The sequence below is a fragment of the Helicobacter rappini genome (genome assembly GCF_900198625.1).
Lineage (GTDB): Bacteria > Campylobacterota > Campylobacteria > Campylobacterales > Helicobacteraceae > Helicobacter_A > Helicobacter_A rappini.
Genome location: NZ_FZPK01000066.1, coordinates 1 through 15,379, shown reverse-complemented (window position 1 = coordinate 15,379; position 15,379 = coordinate 1). Strand labels below are relative to the sequence as shown.

The 15,379-nt window shown below is 34.5% G+C and carries 16 protein-coding genes; 11 read left to right on the top strand and 5 right to left on the bottom strand.

Annotated elements, in window-relative coordinates; genetic code table 11:
* From C6H17_RS11145 to C6H17_RS11090, 10 genes are all read left to right on the top strand, one after another.
* Positions 1 to 383 (top strand): M23 family metallopeptidase (locus tag C6H17_RS11145; RefSeq protein ID WP_158655024.1); only part of this gene is annotated, 383 nt, incomplete at its 5' end.
* Positions 384 to 396: 13 nt separating this feature from the next.
* A complete protein-coding gene (locus tag C6H17_RS11140; protein ID WP_005219202.1) occupies positions 397 to 852 on the top strand; it encodes a hypothetical protein in 456 nt (151 codons plus the stop codon).
* 26 nt (positions 853 to 878) lie between these two features.
* A complete protein-coding gene (locus tag C6H17_RS11135) occupies positions 879 to 1,358 on the top strand; it encodes a hypothetical protein (RefSeq protein ID WP_005219201.1) in 480 nt (159 codons plus the stop codon).
* 65 nt (positions 1,359 to 1,423) lie between these two features.
* The gene (locus tag C6H17_RS11130; protein ID WP_005219198.1) at positions 1,424 to 2,083 is read left to right on the top strand and encodes a hypothetical protein; all 660 of its coding nucleotides are present in this window, start codon (positions 1,424 to 1,426) and stop codon (positions 2,081 to 2,083) included.
* Between the two features lie 214 nt (positions 2,084 to 2,297).
* The gene (locus C6H17_RS11120) at positions 2,298 to 2,786 is read left to right on the top strand and encodes a hypothetical protein (RefSeq protein WP_005219195.1); all 489 of its coding nucleotides are present in this window, start codon (positions 2,298 to 2,300) and stop codon (positions 2,784 to 2,786) included.
* 362 nt (positions 2,787 to 3,148) lie between these two features.
* Positions 3,149 to 4,255 carry a lysozyme inhibitor LprI family protein gene (locus C6H17_RS11110; RefSeq protein WP_020995654.1) on the top strand — a complete coding sequence of 369 codons (1,107 nt, stop codon included), beginning with the start codon at positions 3,149 to 3,151 and terminating at the stop codon, positions 4,253 to 4,255.
* 14 nt (positions 4,256 to 4,269) lie between these two features.
* Entirely contained in the window at positions 4,270 to 4,905 is a 636-nt protein-coding gene (locus tag C6H17_RS11105) for a hypothetical protein (RefSeq protein WP_005219191.1), read from the top strand.
* 4 nt (positions 4,906 to 4,909) lie between these two features.
* Positions 4,910 to 5,593 (top strand): hypothetical protein, encoded by a 684-nt coding sequence (locus tag C6H17_RS11100; RefSeq protein ID WP_148374294.1) that lies wholly within the window; start codon positions 4,910 to 4,912, stop codon positions 5,591 to 5,593.
* A 252-nt stretch (positions 5,594 to 5,845) separates the two neighbouring features.
* On the top strand, positions 5,846 to 7,090 hold the full coding sequence (locus tag C6H17_RS11095; RefSeq protein ID WP_004087998.1) for an aromatic amino acid transport family protein: 1,245 nt from the start codon (positions 5,846 to 5,848) through the stop codon (positions 7,088 to 7,090).
* A gap of 24 nt (positions 7,091 to 7,114) precedes the next feature.
* On the top strand, positions 7,115 to 8,470 hold the full coding sequence (locus C6H17_RS11090; protein ID WP_005219185.1) for an L-serine ammonia-lyase: 1,356 nt from the start codon (positions 7,115 to 7,117) through the stop codon (positions 8,468 to 8,470).
* A gap of 273 nt (positions 8,471 to 8,743) precedes the next feature.
* Here the strand turns inward: C6H17_RS11090 and C6H17_RS11085 are convergent, their stop codons facing one another.
* The 5 genes from C6H17_RS11085 to C6H17_RS11065 form a co-directional block, all read right to left on the bottom strand.
* Positions 8,744 to 9,529, bottom strand: coding sequence for a MetQ/NlpA family ABC transporter substrate-binding protein (locus C6H17_RS11085; protein ID WP_005219183.1), 786 nt, complete (start codon positions 9,527 to 9,529; stop codon positions 8,744 to 8,746).
* A 223-nt stretch (positions 9,530 to 9,752) separates the two neighbouring features.
* Positions 9,753 to 10,073 (bottom strand): divalent-cation tolerance protein CutA, encoded by a 321-nt coding sequence (gene cutA / locus C6H17_RS11080; protein WP_005219181.1) that lies wholly within the window; start codon positions 10,071 to 10,073, stop codon positions 9,753 to 9,755.
* A 35-nt stretch (positions 10,074 to 10,108) separates the two neighbouring features.
* A complete protein-coding gene (locus tag C6H17_RS11075) occupies positions 10,109 to 11,299 on the bottom strand; it encodes an SLAC1 anion channel family protein (protein WP_005219179.1) in 1,191 nt (396 codons plus the stop codon).
* Positions 11,300 to 11,302: 3 nt separating this feature from the next.
* A complete protein-coding gene (locus C6H17_RS11070) occupies positions 11,303 to 12,058 on the bottom strand; it encodes a cytochrome b/b6 domain-containing protein (protein WP_020995652.1) in 756 nt (251 codons plus the stop codon).
* 3 nt (positions 12,059 to 12,061) lie between these two features.
* Complete coding sequence (locus C6H17_RS11065) at positions 12,062 to 13,099, bottom strand: 4Fe-4S dicluster domain-containing protein (protein ID WP_005219174.1); 1,038 nt, start codon at positions 13,097 to 13,099, stop codon at positions 12,062 to 12,064.
* Between the two features lie 135 nt (positions 13,100 to 13,234).
* Between C6H17_RS11065 and C6H17_RS11060 the strand changes: the two genes are divergently transcribed.
* A complete protein-coding gene (locus tag C6H17_RS11060; protein WP_104731446.1) occupies positions 13,235 to 15,193 on the top strand; it encodes a hypothetical protein in 1,959 nt (652 codons plus the stop codon).
* The last annotated feature ends 186 nt before the right edge of the window (positions 15,194 to 15,379 follow it).

Sequence of the window (15,379 nt, the reverse complement as noted above, 5' to 3'; positions counted from 1 at the left end):
GTTTGGAAGCTAAAGATATACAAGCAACTATAAGTGATGGCGGCGAATTTGATAAAAATAGTAATGTTATTTATATGAGATATATGCATTTAGATGAGATATTTTTTACACCAAATGATAAAAATGTAGAAGTAAAGGCGGGGACACTCATTGGCAAAAGTGGTGTTGAGGGTATCAAAGGAGGAACAAGAGGTCCTCATTTGCATTTTGAAATATCTTCTTGTGTTCCATCTCTAGGTTTGGCTTATCGTGTAAATCCAGCTTTTTACATTGACTATAAAACGCCAGAAAGCATGATACAAAATCAACCAACCCAAAAAGATAAAATAGATTTTGCTCATCAAACCAAAGTAGCAAAAAGTGTATATTTACCAAAAAAATAAAAGGAGATAAATAATGAAAACTGCATATTCATTGGTGTTTTTATGGCTAAGCTTAGGAAGCGTGATGATGGCAAATGATATAAAAAATTGGAATTGGCATTATACAGATTGTAATTTTAAAAATGAGATTGATCCTAGCAAAACAGATACAGAAAACTGCGGTATGCCAACAATGATAGTTATAAAAGCAAAGAATATACAACAAGCATATAATCTTTTGTTATTACACGAAAAGTATGACAAAGAACTTTTGCCTAACAATCTACCAACCACAAATTACACATACACATATATAGAGTATGTGCTTGATGGAGTAGAGTTTAAAAATGTGGCTACATTCTTGTGGCACGATAAACATAAACTTCAAATAAAGATTGGGTTTGCGGATGGTTGCACCAATCAATATTTTACTTTCTTTGATTTAGGCAATAATCAAATAAAAATAGTGGAGCAAAATGATTCTTGTTAAACAATCTTAAATAAAGGAGAGCAAAAATGAAAAAGTTAGTCTTTGTTTTACTTAGTGTTATTTGCGTCTATGCAAATCCTGCAAACACTATTACTAAAAGCTGTGATAAGAGTTATAATGAGATAAGATGTGGGAATGACTTATGTATTGCAAGTAGATGTTTTTACAAAAACCTTTCAAGTATAGAGGAAGCCTTTCAATTTTATCTTAAGGAACAAATACAGCAAGAATCTCTTGAAAAGCCAGCAAACCGATACTTGCTTGTGCTTAAATATATGCTTAACACTCCTTTACCAAAGGTTGGTGAGAGCAATAAATATACCGCTGATATTAGAGATTATTATGCTGATAAAGATGGGTATCAAAATATATGTAATTTTGAGTTTAAACGCACAAAAGATAGTTTAATTATAAATTTTAATGCTTGTTATGAAGAAGAGCATTCCCTTACCTTTATACAAAAAGCTGGTTATATTGAGATTTTAGATATAGTAGAAGCTTTGTAAATAAGGAGAGAGAGGGTTATAAAAATACTTTTGGCGAGAATTAATTTATTAAATAAGGAGCAAAAATGAAAAAACTAGCAATGATACTAGCCATAGCTATATGTCAAGCTTTGTATGCGGAGTATCTTTATGATGAGGGTATTACCACTGATACAGGAGAATCCATCAAGGCACATCAGTATTCTAAGCGATTTGATGGGCAATGTGTGGAAATGAGAGAGGGGATAGTAGAATCTAAAGAAGACAAAACTTACAATAAGCTTTATAAAGAAGACAAACAAGAGGTATTGGCTCTTATAAAGAAAGCCAAGCAAAGTTTAAAATTAAAAACAGATAAGAAAAACTCTTGGAAATACTATGATATGTGTGAGTTAGATTGTGATTTTGGTGGGGCGCAAGGTATATATCGTCTTTATGTTTTTGATGGCGAGAATCTTAAATCAATCTATGACAAAATCCGCAATCCTCAAAGTTTTATGAATATAAAAGAATTTGAAGAGAGTGGTGTAGAATCTTTAGCCAAGATTCTACCACAGACAGATTTTCAAGAGATTATACAAACTACAGAGGGTTATGATGGCAGAAGGTGCTATATGTATGATAAACAAAATACACTATGGATACGGCAAGCCGCAAATCCTGGTGGATGCAATTTTACCTTTTTTCAGAATCCAAACAATATAGAGGTTGCAGTGGATTGCACTTGGGGATATAATTTTGATTGATTCTAGGTAGGGGCTACGATACGAAAGGCTTATTTTATAGATTCTACGAAGTGGGAACCAATCGTGAAGATGCCAATAAGAAAAAATTTGGTATAAGCGACGATAATAAGTTTTACATTGAGAATAATACGCTACAAGGAAAACCTGCACACAAACTAGCAAGAAATTATCTTGTAACGCAAATTAGAAAAAATAAAACTTACAAGGAGAAGAAATGAAAAAGCTTTTAATCATCGTATTCGGTTTGCAATGTGTATTATTCTGTATTGATTTGCAGGAAATTGAGAATAGAAAGTTTTATGAAGTAAGCATATTTAGCGAAGAAAATAATATTCTCGCAAAAGATTCTAGTATCAAAAATGGAAGTCTTGCCATATATGTATTTTTTACCTCTAATCTTGTTTTTGAACCAAATTATTTCATTATTAATACAAAAGAAAAAGTATTAGAAAAGGCACATTTTGCCGATGGTGATGCTCATAGCAAAATCAATATTAAACAGAATGAGTTTAAGAAAGTAGGCGACACTCTCATACTTGCTAATTACATGAAATTCAAATGGAAAGATAAAAGCAAAGGATTATTAGAGGTAGAAGAAATGGATACTATCTCCCAAAAAAAACTCTATGTGGATATGCAATATTACATTGAAAACAATCTACCCATACCCCCAATAGTTGTGTATGATATGAGAGATTTATAGAATCAAGAGAAATATATGATGATAATAAAAGACTTTTGCCTAACAATCTACCAACCACAAATTACACATACACATATATAGAGTATGTGCTTGATGGAGTAGAGTTTAAAATGTAGCTACATTCTTGTGGCACGATAAACATAAGCTTCACTATCAATGCTGGCAATCAAATAACTCACCAAGTAGGCGATACTTCTATCACAACCAAAGGAGACTCTGTTATAATAAAAGCTGGTGGAGTGGAAGTAGTGATAGATTCTAAAGGGCTTGTAGTAAAAGGTGGAGAGATTAAGAGTGAGTAGAATCTATGAGTGCTTTAGTAAATAATATACATAGAACATAAAACTAAAAGGAGATTCCAAATGACAAAAACATTCTTTATTATTTTAACTATGGTGTTTCTAAGCCAAAGTATTAATGCACAATCCCCAAAAGAAGCTAAACCTAGCTTTGATTGTGCTAAAGCAACTACAAGAGTAGAAAAGATGATATGTAGTGATAAAAGTGGGGAGTTAAAAAATTTAGATCGCTATATGGCTGAAGTCTATACACAATTAAGAAAAGAGTTAAAAATCTCTAAGTTTCCTGATAAAGAACAAAGACTAAAAGATCTTTTAGATTCACAAAGAGCTTTTATTAAAAATTTAAATGAAAATAACAGACCTGATTATATGAAATATGCTTATGATGAACAAGATGCCTATGATATGCACATTAATTTTATAACACATATTTATGAAAACCGTATTACACAATTGCTTAAACTTCTAGGAGAAGTGCTAGATTCTAATAATAAAGAATTATGTGAATATGCAAGAAAAGATCAATTTGATGAGAATAAATGGCAAGAAGTTCCTCCTTCCGTCAATCCTCCTTTTAGTATAGGCTTTTGTACTTTTGGAACAAACAGTAGATATGGTGATTTTACAGATTATTGCACAAAAAAGGGAGAGATTATAAAAGAAGAAATGGCAAAAGCTCTCAAAGACAAATATGATGAAAAATTTTACTATATCGATAGTTCTAAAATGTATGAAAAAAAAATTGATATCAACAATGATGGAGTGCCAGAAAATCTGATTCTTATAACAGGGGGCTATTATGATGCGCTTTGGATATATAAAAATGGTAAGCTAGATGCAAAAGCAAGTGATAAAATCTATGGAGATGATTTGCATTTTCATGGAGAAAATACTCTAGATGACCTTCAAGCAGGGCTTGATGACCTTGCTGCTATAGCATTTGGTGCATATGCCATGCCAAGCAATAAAATTTCACAACTACTAAAATTTGATCTTGGGGCGCCTATGTTAAGCTATTTATCCTATAATGTTATGGAGTTTAAAGGAAAAAATTATATTACCCTTTATAATTACAGATTTAATCGTGGTGACGATGATTCTACCTATCCAAAAACACGCATTTATCTTCTAGAAGGTAATAAAAGAGAGTTAAAATGCACTTATTAAAAAGGAAATAATTGATGTTTGAAACAACAAAAAATACGGAGTATTTAGAAGATCTCTTTAAATTTCTTAAAGTTGTTGAGGGTTTTAGTGCATTGCCCTATAATGATAAAGCAAATAAAGATGGAAGTGGGAATTTAACCATAGGTTATGGTGCTAATTTGCAAGTAAGAAATTGGCTGATTGCTACATTAAATGAATTGGGATTATTCGGGAGTGTAAAAGATTTAAAAACTAAAGAAGATATAGAAGCTTTAGATAATAAAGCTAAGATTGATGAATTTTATAATATTACAAAACAAATTGTAGCAAATGATAATATAAGCACCATACGCACACAGCTTAATGATTTATTAAAAAAATATACCGGACAAAGTAGTTTTAAACTAAATAAAGAACAGGCTATAAAAATCAAAAAAATAGCATCTGATTCTATATTTGACTATACTTCTAGGATCAATGATAAAACTTTAAAAATGGATAAAGAAACTAATGAATATGCAGGAATTTTATCTTATGCTTTTAATGTTGGAAATAATCCTAGGAAATATTTCTTTGATATATGCAATAAAGACAAAGATAATCGATTTTTAGCATTTTTTACCTTGCGATATGGGGTTAATTTTCTTTTAGATGGCAATAGGTATATTTAAAATATTGAATTTTAAATATACTCACAGGAAAGATTGCAACAAAAATTTTGTCACTGAATTTAAAACAACATATTCCAATCAAACATATTTAGATTGGATTATAAAATATGAAGATGAATTACTCTATGCTAAAAAAAATCAAAACCAAACTTATCAAGAATTCTATAATGCTGATGCAAGAGCAAATAATCTTCCTGAAAAGTTTAGAAATATACAAGGAATCACTCCAAATAAAGATAGCTTTCTCCACCCCTACCTAACCTACATCAACCAAACATTTGCCAAAGGTGCTGTATCAGAATACACATTAAATAATATTTATGTTCTTAAAGAAATTAAAGATTGTGAGAATCTAAATGTTGCTTTATCTAATAGAAATGATACAAGGGATTTTACTCCACTGCTTATTATCTGTCTTAAACCAAATACACAATCACATCAAAATATTGACACTTATAGCATAGAACAAACAAAAAATACATTTATAAGCATAGTGATATTTGAAGGAGCAAAGCTTGATATGAGTAAAATTGATACAGAAAAATCTGAAATTTTATATGCTAGATTGAAAGATGAAAGTAATATAGATGTAGTATTACTGCAGGGCTCACATCAATCAATGATTTTAGAATCTAAAATCGCAGTAAATAGTAATGCAGAAAAACTTAAATCATACTTAAGAATCTAAGTTTTTAAATCGCATTTTTCTACATTGAAATAAACTTCTACAAAGTAGCTAGAGTGTGTTATGTTTTATTTGCAATGTTATGTATAAGAATATTTTAGCATTCATTAACTTGAAATCTAAGCTACATTTAAATAAGCTAGGTTTAGATTGCCACAATATGCAATAAAAACGAAATTTTGTCACATTAAACGGATAAAATCGAATAAAACGCATTATAATACTTTCTACATTTATCTTAAGGGAGAAGTGGATATGAAAGGTTTTACCAAAGAAGATATGATATGGGTGCTTAGTCTTTTTGGCACGGCGATTGGGGCTGGCGTTTTGCTATTGCCTATTAATGCTGGTTTGGGTGGGCTTATACCGCTTTTTGTGATTTTAATACTTGCTTATCCTATGACTTATTTAGCCCACAGAGGGCTTTGTCGCTTTGTGCTTGGTAGCGATAAACCTAGTGATGATATCACTTTTGTTGCTGAAACTTACTTTGGCAGGGGCGGTGGCTTTTTGGTTACACTTTTGTATTTTTGTGCGATTTTGCCTATTTTGCTTGTGTATAGTGCAAATCTTACAACGACACTAGAGCAGTTTTTTGTCAATCAGCTGCATTTAGATGCACCAAATAGGCTTATCAGCTCATTTATCATTGTTGCATTGCTTGTGCTTGTGTCTATTTCTGGGTCTAATATCGTTACAAAAGCGATGAGTATGCTTGTATTTCCTTTTGTATTAATCCTTATTGCGATTTCACTTTTTCTTATACCGCATTGGAATGGAGCTTTATTTGCACATCTTAGCCTAGATTCTGTTGTCGCTGATATGAAAGGTTCAAACTTTTGGCTTACACTCTGGCTTGTGTTTCCTATCTTGGTTTTTAGCTTTAATCACTCGCCGATTATTTCTTCACTTGCATGTCATTGTAAGGAAAAATACCCTGATTGTGCGGAGAAGAAGTCTTCACAAATTATTTCTTATGCGGTTATTATGATGGTTGTGGTAGTTATGTTTTTTGTATTTTCATGTGCGTTATGCCTTAGTCCGCAAGACTTTGCAAACGCTAAAGCAGAAAATGTCAATATTCTTACTTATATCGCAAATAAATATCCAGAAGCTACATTTCTAGCGTATGTATCGCCTATTGTCGCGTTGATTGCTATGAGTAAGAGCTTTTTGGGGCATTATTTAGGCTCACAAGAGGGATTAAATGGTGTGCTTTATAAGGCATCAAATGGAAAAATTACTGGCAAACTTGCAAACACGCTCACCGGTATATTTACCTTTCTTATCGCATGGTATGTGGCATATAAAAATCCTAGTGTCATTGGCATTATAGAATCTATTGGCGGTCCTGTGCTTGCTATCCTGCTATTTATCATGCCTGTATATTGTATTTATAAATTTGATGTGTTAAAGAGATTTAGAAATCCAATTTGTGATGGATTTATCGTAGTTATGGGGCTTATAGCAATTTCAGCGGCAATTCATGGATTGCTATAAAGACTAAAGTAGAAAGGGGATTTCATGAGTAATTTAAATATTTTTAAAATCGGTGTAGGACCATCATCATCGCATACTTTAGGACCATTAATAGCTGGGAATCTTTTTTGTAAAAAGCTAGATTCTGTGTTGCAAGATGTAGAACGAGTCGAAGTAAGCCTTTATGGCTCTTTATCACTTACAGGTAGAGGGCATTTAACTGATAGGGCGGTGATTTGGGGTTTAAGCAATGTGGAGGCAAGATCGTTAAAAGCAAGTTTGCAAGCAGAGATAAATGAGAAAGCACTCAATCAAAATATACTCAATCTTTGCGGTAAAAAAGAGATTTCTTTCTCTTATGATAGGGATATAATTTTTTCAGATAACTTTTTGGAACTACATGAAAATGGCATGTGTATAAAAGCCTTTGATTCTAATAATAAAGAGATTGCAAGTCAAATTTATTATTCTGTTGGTGGTGGTTTTGTAAAAACTGAAGAGGAATTAAAAGAAGGCGATATGGAATCAGATTCTAATAATATAGATATGAGTATTGAAAATGCTACAAAAGCCTTGTATCTATGCGATGAAAAGCAGGTTAATCTCGCACAACTCTCACTGATGTATGAATTGCAATTTAACACAGAAGAATACATAAAGGCATATTGCCTTGAGATTTGGCAGGTTATGCAGGAAGTGTATGAAAATGGCACAAATCCTACGCAAGAGTATCTACCCGGAAAGCTTCATTTACGCAGACGAGCAAAAGGGTTGCATGAAAGAGTGAAAGCTACAACAGATCCTATGGGTATAATTGATTTTATCTCATTGTATGCAATAGCCATTGCTGAAGAGAACGGCAGCGGTGCAAAAGTCGTTACCGCCCCAACAAATGGTGCATGTGCGGTTATACCTGCTGTTATGTTGTATCTTAAGAATCATACAATAGGTTTTGGTGATAAAGAGGCGATTGACTTTTTGCTTACTGCCATGCTTATTGGTTCATTTTATAAGAAAAATGCAAGCATAAGTGGCGCGGAAGCAGGCTGTCAAGCAGAGATAGGCTCGGCAAGCTCCATGGCAGCAGCAGCAATGGCAAGTGTGCTTGGCGCAGAAGCAAGAGTAGCGTGTAATGCCGCAGAAATGGCAATGGAACATCATTTAGGGCTTACTTGCGATCCTGTTGGTGGGCTAGTGCAGATTCCTTGTATTGAGAGAAACGCATTTGGTGCGATTAAGGCGATTTCAGCGGCTCGTATGGCAATGACACGAAAAAGCATACCGATTGTAAGCCTTGATGAAGTGATTAAGACAATGTATCAAACAGGCAAAGATATGAACGCAAAATATAGAGAAACTTCACTTGGCGGTTTAGCAAAAACACTCTCAAGCGTGTGTTAATATTTGATTCAAGATTCTGTCTATGAAGCTTTTCATATTTTTTAGTTTATAGAATCTAATGTTTTAGAGAATGCGTAAATAGTTATATCGTGTTTTTTTAAGTGTTTTGCCTGTAAGGAAGCTAGACTTAGAATCTTATTTACAACTCTAAGTCTCCAATTCTAAGTCTCTATGTATAAATTTAACAAGACTTCTTTTTAAGGCTATTTAAGCGTGTAGCCTCATAATAGCCCTTATTTTGCTAGTTAGGTTTTGAATAAAAACCTATATAGGTTAAAACGCAGGGACAACTTCACCTTTATAAGTATCTTCTATAAATTTCTTTACCTCTGGGCTTTGCAATGCTTTTTTCAACTCTAAAATATCTGGTTTATTCTCATCACCAGCACGCACTACAAGGATATTAGCATAAGGTGAGCGAGAATCTTCAATCGCGATTGTATCCTTGCTTGATAAGCCATTTTGCATAGCAAAGTTACCATTAATCACAGCAAACGCCACATCATCAAGCATTTTAGGTAAAAGAGCTGCTTCTGCAGTCATTATCTTTAGCTTCTTTGGATTCTTCTTAATATCACGCAGTGTTGCGGTTAGATTCTTAGGGTCTTTTAGCACAATCACGCCATTATTATGTAAAAGTATCAAAGCCCTTGCCGCATTTGTAGGGTCAGAAGGGATAGCAATCTTTGCACCACTTTGCAATTCATCAAGTTTTTTTAGCTTCTTTGAATACACACCAAGCGGCTCTACATGCACTTGTCCAACACTTACTAGATTGAGATTTTTATCCTTATTAATCTTTTCAAGGTAGGGCAAATGCTGCATAAAGTTTGCGTCTAAAGATTTGTCTGCAAGGGCTAAGTTTGGCGTTACATAATCTGTAAATTCCACGATTTTTAGCTGGACTCCCTTTTTATCTAACATAGGGATAACTGACTTTAAAATCGCGGCATGTGGCACGGGTGTAGCTCCCACTTTCACCTCTCCTGCAAACATCGTTTGCAACGAACCTAAAGCTAAACCTGCAACTAATATGCTTGTGCTTACAAATTTTCTCATAACTGCTCCTTAATAATAAAATAAGCGTATATTCTAGCACAAAAACCAAGATTTATTTCATGCAAATTTTACAAACGCTACATTACTTTAAGATACATATATGAAAAATAAGGTTATAGAATCTTATTTTGTTGCAATTTTAGATTCTGTTGTTGTTTTTTTGCCATATTTTACCCCTTGTTTGATGTAGAGATTATGCAAAGACTTGTGATATTTAACACTCTTATAAGCTAAGATTCTCAACAAGCCACGCATTATACGCATTTTCAGCCTTTGCTTCAAAGGATAGTATCTCTGGGACTTCATAGCTATGATGAGAGTGGATTAAAGATTGTATTTTTTCATAGCATTCTGGCAAGGTTTTTAAAATCAGCAAATATTCCTTCTCCTTGCAAAGTTTCCTTTTACCTTTTGAATCTTTCCAAACATAATGACTTTTTATCTTAAAATACTGCCCACAGGCAATAAGGCGAGATTCTAAAAGAATCTTAATAAGATTTTTTGCTTCCTTTTTTGTGGGCGTTGTGGTGTGGATAATGAGCATAAATTTCCTTTATAAAAATATTAAAGTATTATAACCTACTCTTTAAAAATTGCTCCGCTCACCACTGCCCTTAAAGTCTTATATGAGATAAACACCACTGCAAAAAATGCCATCACAAGCCCTAAAATCCCCAAAAGTCCATAAAAGCACTTAAAATCAATCATATATAAATCAAAACTCGCTATCCCAAAGGCACACAGCGGAAAGGTAAAAGCCCACCACGATGGCGCAAAGTTTAGCTTAGTAAAGATATTACCTAAACTTAAAAGCAATAGCACGAAAAACAACGCCACATCAAAGCCCACAAAACTCAACGCATTATGGAATCCAAAAAGGCTATGAAAATCCACCACAAAAATGCTAGGTGGAGCGATAAAAATAAAAAGTGTGGGGATAAATTTAGATTCCAAACTCTGCTCAAAGATTAATCGCTGCATAATCATCGCACTCAAAAGTATCCAAAAAAAGCAACCGATAGAAAAGAAAAAGAGTAATAATTCCTTTGGTGCGTTGATTAAACCACCGCTTAAAGGCACGATTAGATTCCCTACAATTGGTATAAACCACGCAGGGGATAGCAAAGCACTCTTCATACTCTCTTTAAACCAAAAAGACATTACATAAAGGCTAAGTATAAGTTGCAAAGCACTTGCTACATAAAATAGCCCCAAAATCCCTTGCCATAGCACATCTACCCCACTACTTAAATCACTCCAAAACGCCACGATAATAAGCATACTGATAGGAATGCTTGATAGGAAGTTAATCTTTACTTGGTGTTTTAAGTCTGCTTTAAACGCATTGAAATGATAAAGCATTTTTGCACCATAGCACACAAGCAAAAGGGCGAAAATAACCACTGCCACCACCGCAAAGCCATACGCCCCCCACCATAGAAATGGTGCGACTGCCCCTTGCCAACTAGAATCTAGGCTAGATTCTAGTGCGTTTGCTCCGCTATGAAGTGTTGTGCTATTAAAGGACGCATTTGCAAGTGCCACGCTCCCAAAAGCCACACTTGCTTTTTTTAATACAAGGCTAAGTCCGCCTATCCCCATAACTGAAGCAAATAATGCGATAGGCAAATTTGCAATGGGCGAGATAGCAACAGGAGAGTCGGCAAGTTTAGATTCTACCGATATGGCGTTGTGTGGCTCTTGAATATTAGATTCTACTTTACTTTGGTTTGTAGAATCTAGGCTAGATTCTGTATTTACATTTTGCATAGCTTAGTCCTTATTTTGTGTGGATTCTGTGTTAGATACTTCGCCTAAAGGCTTGATATGACAGCTTATAGAATCTAGATTATTTTCTGCTACTTTATCCCTAGCCATTTTCACCCCCTCTTGCCACAAGCTATGTCGCTCCACAATATAGTGAGAATCTACCTTGCCACTAAACATTGCTCGTAAAAGCGGACGATTTGCCTTGAAGATAAATGCCGCTAAATGCCCGATGATTCCAAGTATGATAAGAAACATTCCAAGATTATGCAGCTGCGCACTCCATAGATACAAACTATCGCTTATATTCCACCCAGCAAGGTTTTTGAGCGTTTTAATTAAGCCGGTAATGATTAAAAGCAGCAGCACAAGCCCTATGAAAAAATACGCTAGTCTTTGTTCAGGTAGATATTTTTCACTCTTTGGCTCTTGCCCACCAAAAAGCATAGCTTTAATAATCTTTAGGCTTTTCACCCCATCGCCTTTTTTGGGGAATATATCAAACTCCGCCCTTGCGATATGAAAATACAAGTGAAACGCCACAAAAAATATCAGCCCAAACGCCCCTACATAATGCAGCATTAAGCTTATGTGATAGTCCCCACTCCACGCCATTAGGGGCAGTTCATTTATCATATACCGCTTTGACACAGGCATTTGGAAAATCCCACTTGCAATCAAAATAAATGTGCTAAATGCCACACCCCAATGCACGATACGATTTTGCAGACTTTGACGCAATATCATAGATTCTGTTTTCATAATTTATCCTTTCTTTATATTCTTTTTAGATTTTGCCACAGCGATTGCCCCAGCGACTACACCAATAAGTGGTGCGGCTAACACACCTTTAATAAGGGCAGAATCTTCACTCACAAAGTTTTTTACCACCACATTCATATGCGGTCGCCCCATTTTTTGACTTTTAGAATCTAGCACACCATCTTCCTTGCCATACTTTCTAGCAATCGCTTCATCAATCTTTGTAAAATCAATTGAAGAGATATAAAATGTGCTTGTCCCGCCATTTTGGCTATCTCCATAAATGAATTTACTTTCCTTTTTCGCCTCTTCTACAAGAGCTAGAATCTTCGCCTTATCATCAAAGATAATAGCATCTTTAGGACATTGTGTTTCACAAGCAGGCTTTTTACCTTGTGCGAGTAAATCCGCACACATATCGCATTTAAACATCGCTCCACCACCAGCAAGTTTTGGGGCGATTTTAAGATAGATTCCAACTCCAGCTTGTCTCTGCGGTATCCCCCACGGGCAGACATCGCGACACTTTGCCCCGCCAAAGCAGTAGTGTTCATCAATATTTACAGCATTGTTATCGTCTTTACCGATAATCCCAAAGGGGCAAATCTTTTGACAAGTAGGATCATCGCAGTGCATACAACGGCGTGGGACAAACACCTTTTTAGAATCTATCTCTAGCTCTTCTACAAAAGTCCAGTTATATGGACTTAAGCGAGAAATATCATCTCTGTTTTTAGAATAATCTTCATAGATTTTACGCGGGAAATATTGCGGAATGTCTTTTATCGGCTCGGGGAATCTAGGGGCATTTTTCTCTTTACACGCATTCACGCATTGTGGCATTTCATAGCCTTTGCAACCATCGCATTTATCAAGGTTTATAATACTTGCTTTGCCTTTAGTCTTGCTAAACTCACTTGAATCTATAAGCGATCTTGTTTTTTCTTTGCCCTCTTTTGTAGAATCGCTAGATTCAGCATTTGCTCCAGCGACTAGCACAGGGGTGAGTGCTAGGGATTTTAAAAAGTTGCGTCTTTGCATTGAACTAACCTTTTTGAGATATAATTTTCTAGCATTGTATGCAAGTTTGAACGCTTTGTGTGTAACTTTATCACAAAAGGGAAATGGCTTTTAAGGCAGGATTGATTAAAATACAAAAAAGAAAAAGGAATTATAATGGCAAGTGCAAAACAACCACAAGATGAGATAGACTACAAAGTCAAATTTAGCCAAGAGTATTTTAACCCTAAGCTTTGCAAATATGATAATGAGCGAATAGACATTATCCTGCTTGATAAAAAGGGCAATCCACTTTTATACATTGAAGCAAAAGTTACCCTAAACCCACAAGAAAGAGCAAAAGCCCTAGCCCAAGTCGTGCTAACCAATAAAAAGCAAAAACAGATTCTAAACCACCTAGCCCTAATCTATAAAGAAAATGGCAATGATATTTTAGAGTTTATTGAGCTTTTAGACGATTCTGTGATGTTTAATAATGACTTTCATTGGGAGAGCGAAACTCCAAGTGGTCCCACACGCGATGCGATAGATAGAATCAACGATAGATTAAGACAAAGTGCGAAAATCATAAAATATGTAAATAATGAGATTAAAGAGTTTTATGCCAACTTACTCAAAAGAGAAGATTTAGAAATCTCTATCACGCTTAAAAATATGATAACCATTTTTCACGCGTGGAAAGAAGTCATAAAATTTAAAAATGAGATAAAAAACGAACAAACCTTAATCAATCTCTTTTTGGTAGATATGCTAAACAACACCAAATACAAAGACAGCCTTATAATCGTAGGCACAGACTTAGGCTCACAAAAGCCCCTAATACGAGAAGGCACAGACCTAAACGCCTTTAGCATAGAAATAAACGAAAACAAACAAGAAGTAAAATTTATAGATGATAAAAATGAAAAATTCTACACTATCCCAAATCTACAAGCCTACAAAGCCTTTTGGGACAAATACAAACGCCCACCAGCAAAAGATGAGTTTTTAAAAATCTTAGAAGAATCGCATTTGCTTTATACTGACAAATACCGCAAAGACACAGGCGGAGAATACACACCCTTTTTCTTTGTGAGTGAGCAAAACAAGATTTTAGAGCAGTATTGCAAAGATTCTAAAACAGGCTTAAAAGACTATATCATTTATGACCCTTGCTGTGGCGTAGGAAACCTAGAAAACCAATTTTCAAAAGAGATAAACGCCCAGTGCTATCTAAGCACGCTAGATTCTAAAGATGTGGATATTTGCACGATTAAAGAGTTTGAAAATGTGGTGCAATTTGATTATTTAGAAAATGCTAATGAGCCAAAATTTGCACACGGCGGGACAGAACTCACTATAAATGAAATCGTCAAAAGAGAAAAGAAAAAGCTAATGGTAATTATGAATCCACCCTATCAAAACTACACAAACCATCAAGGCAAAAGAGAGAATAAAGCTATAAGCTTTTTCAATAAAGTATGTAAGCTAGAGCCTGAAGTCATTGTGTTTTACTATATGACAGAATCTTTTATGCGTGATGAGATAAAACACTACATAAATTCTAAGCTTAAAATGTATAGCCATATTTTTAGCACGGCTAAAACCTTTAATCTAAGCGATTGGAGCATCTCTCAAATGATTTTTAGCAAAAACTTAGGCGATAAAATGAGCGATAAATCCTTTACTGCCAAGCGTTATGAAGACAATAAAGGCTTTAAGTTTATCAAAAGCTACACCTATGATCTAGAAAGACCAAGTTTAGTTAAAGAGATAGATACAGCGATAAAACAGAATCAAAAGGGAATGATTTTGGGGAATTATAGTTATTTAAGCAGCACGATTAACTTAACCAATAAGCCAAGCAAAAATCAAGCCCCAATTACCACTGAAAATCTAAAATATTGTTTGCTTTCTAAGGGCTTAAATTTCAATACCCATCATCAATATTTTGAACGCAATGATTATGTCTTAAAGGGCAAAATAAGCGAGATACCACAAGAATTATTTAACGATTCCATAGCCTTTTCTTTATTTTTTAAAAATTGTGCCTTTACAAATAAAGTCGTTACTAACGGGGGGGGGGGGGGAGGGGATTTTTTCATCAAAGAGTTAGGGACAATTGAGAAAATTTAAAAACTGGGTTGAGTTTGATTTTTTCGTACTTTTTTCTTAAAGGAACAACACCCTTAAGCCGCCCAAAAAGGGCACAAAAGCAAAAAAAATTCAAGAAATATTTACACCAAAGGCAGAAGAGGCTTTTAAAACTTTTATTTGAAATTTTCCTTTTTAAAATTTCCCGGCCCCCGCGAATAAGCCTGA

Bases quoted from the DNA above. Each gene is read 5' to 3' on its own strand.
- C6H17_RS11130 (WP_005219198.1), top strand. From the start codon at position 1,424: ATGAAAAAACTAGCAATGATACTAGCCATAGCTATATGTCAAGCTTTG.
- C6H17_RS11120 (WP_005219195.1), top strand. From the start codon at position 2,298: ATGAAAAAGCTTTTAATCATCGTATTCGGTTTGCAATGTGTATTATTC.
- C6H17_RS11070 (WP_020995652.1), bottom strand. From the start codon at position 12,058: ATGAAAACAGAATCTATGATATTGCGTCAAAGTCTGCAAAATCGTATC.
- C6H17_RS11085 (WP_005219183.1), bottom strand. From the start codon at position 9,529: ATGAGAAAATTTGTAAGCACAAGCATATTAGTTGCAGGTTTAGCTTTA.
- C6H17_RS11090 (WP_005219185.1), top strand. From the start codon at position 7,115: ATGAGTAATTTAAATATTTTTAAAATCGGTGTAGGACCATCATCATCG.
- C6H17_RS11140 (WP_005219202.1), top strand. From the start codon at position 397: ATGAAAACTGCATATTCATTGGTGTTTTTATGGCTAAGCTTAGGAAGC.
- C6H17_RS11135 (WP_005219201.1), top strand. From the start codon at position 879: ATGAAAAAGTTAGTCTTTGTTTTACTTAGTGTTATTTGCGTCTATGCA.
- C6H17_RS11065 (WP_005219174.1), bottom strand. From the start codon at position 13,099: ATGCAAAGACGCAACTTTTTAAAATCCCTAGCACTCACCCCTGTGCTA.
- C6H17_RS11075 (WP_005219179.1), bottom strand. From the start codon at position 11,299: ATGCAAAATGTAAATACAGAATCTAGCCTAGATTCTACAAACCAAAGT.
- C6H17_RS11060 (WP_104731446.1), top strand. From the start codon at position 13,235: ATGGCAAGTGCAAAACAACCACAAGATGAGATAGACTACAAAGTCAAA.
- C6H17_RS11105 (WP_005219191.1), top strand. From the start codon at position 4,270: ATGTTTGAAACAACAAAAAATACGGAGTATTTAGAAGATCTCTTTAAA.
- cutA (WP_005219181.1), bottom strand. From the start codon at position 10,073: ATGCTCATTATCCACACCACAACGCCCACAAAAAAGGAAGCAAAAAAT.
- C6H17_RS11110 (WP_020995654.1), top strand. From the start codon at position 3,149: ATGACAAAAACATTCTTTATTATTTTAACTATGGTGTTTCTAAGCCAA.
- C6H17_RS11095 (WP_004087998.1), top strand. From the start codon at position 5,846: ATGAAAGGTTTTACCAAAGAAGATATGATATGGGTGCTTAGTCTTTTT.